Raw genomic sequence first — 1,229 nt, 5'->3', positions numbered from 1 at the left:
ATAATCCGGCGATTGCGCCTTGGGCGAAAACTCCTAATGTTTTTGTCATATCAACGAATTGCCATACCGCCAACTTCATTCCCTGCACTGTTATGCCGCAAGCCAAAGCGGCTATGGAAAATTTAACAACTGAATATAATATTCTTATTTCATCCATATTCCCTATTTCAACGCGCAATATAATCCAAAGTATTACAAAATTAATTATGCTTGCGATTGAAAAAGCAAGCGCCAATCCTTCAACGCCCATATTTTGAGCAAGCCATAAAGATAAAAATACATTCGCTATTACCACTGCCAGCCCTATGTAAAAAGGGCGCTTAGAGTCATGGCGCGCGTAAAATACGCGAATTAGCAATGGAATAGTGGCTTGGGCGAATAAGGAAAGGGAAAAAAATCCCAAAGTATTGATTGTAAGAACCGTATCCTCCCAGTTAAAATGGCCAGTTCCCAGAACTACGCGGATAATCTGTGCGCGCAGAGTTAAAAGCAGGACAGTTGACGGAACAATAAAAAATAAAATCTGCCTTATTGTATGGGAAAAATTTTCAACTAACTTTTTTTTATCAAAAGCTACGGCTGATAGAGTGGGAAATGCGGCTAAGGCGAATGAAATGCCGAATATGCCGATCGGAAAATATTGCAAGTTATTGGCAAAATTAAATACGGTCAATGAACCGCTCGCGAGCGTAGAGGCGATTACCGTAATAACGAGCAGATTAATCTGCACAATCGCCAAACTCATAGTCCGCGGTATCATCATCCTCCCGATTTTTCGCACATTTTTGTCTTTAATATTAAATGCTAATTTATATCTAAACCCTAAATTCGCAACCATCGGCAATTGAATCAGCATATGCAAAAATGCTCCAAGCACAACTCCCCAAGCAAGGCCGTTAATTCCGTAAACCGGCACAAAATACAAAGCGCCGATTATAATTCCGATATTATACATTATCGGCGCCAAAGAATAAACGAAAAACCTTTTGAACGACTGCAGTACTCCGCCAAGCACGCTTGAAATTCCTAAAAATATCGGAGACAAAAACATAATCCGAGTCAGCGCGACCGTTAAGGCATGGCTTTCCTGATTAAAGCCGGGAGCGACTAATTTCATTAAATAGGGCGCGAAAATAATTCCCAGCCCGGCTAAAACCAACAAACTTAAGCCTAACATATTTAAAATATTATTGGTGAGTGTCCACGCTTCTTTATTGCCCCGAACAATC

The 1,229-nt window shown here is 40.5% G+C and carries 1 protein-coding gene; it reads right to left on the bottom strand.

Features of this window, described 5'->3' with window-relative positions; translation table 11 throughout:
- On the bottom strand, positions 1–1,229 hold a 1,229-nt coding region (gene murJ / locus AC3WVG_RS12065), incomplete at both ends, for a murein biosynthesis integral membrane protein MurJ (protein WP_488798364.1).

The organism is Desulfovulcanus sp., assembly GCF_982781345.1.
Note: the sequence above shows the minus strand (reverse complement) of the source record. Positions and strands in the feature narration are given on the sequence as shown.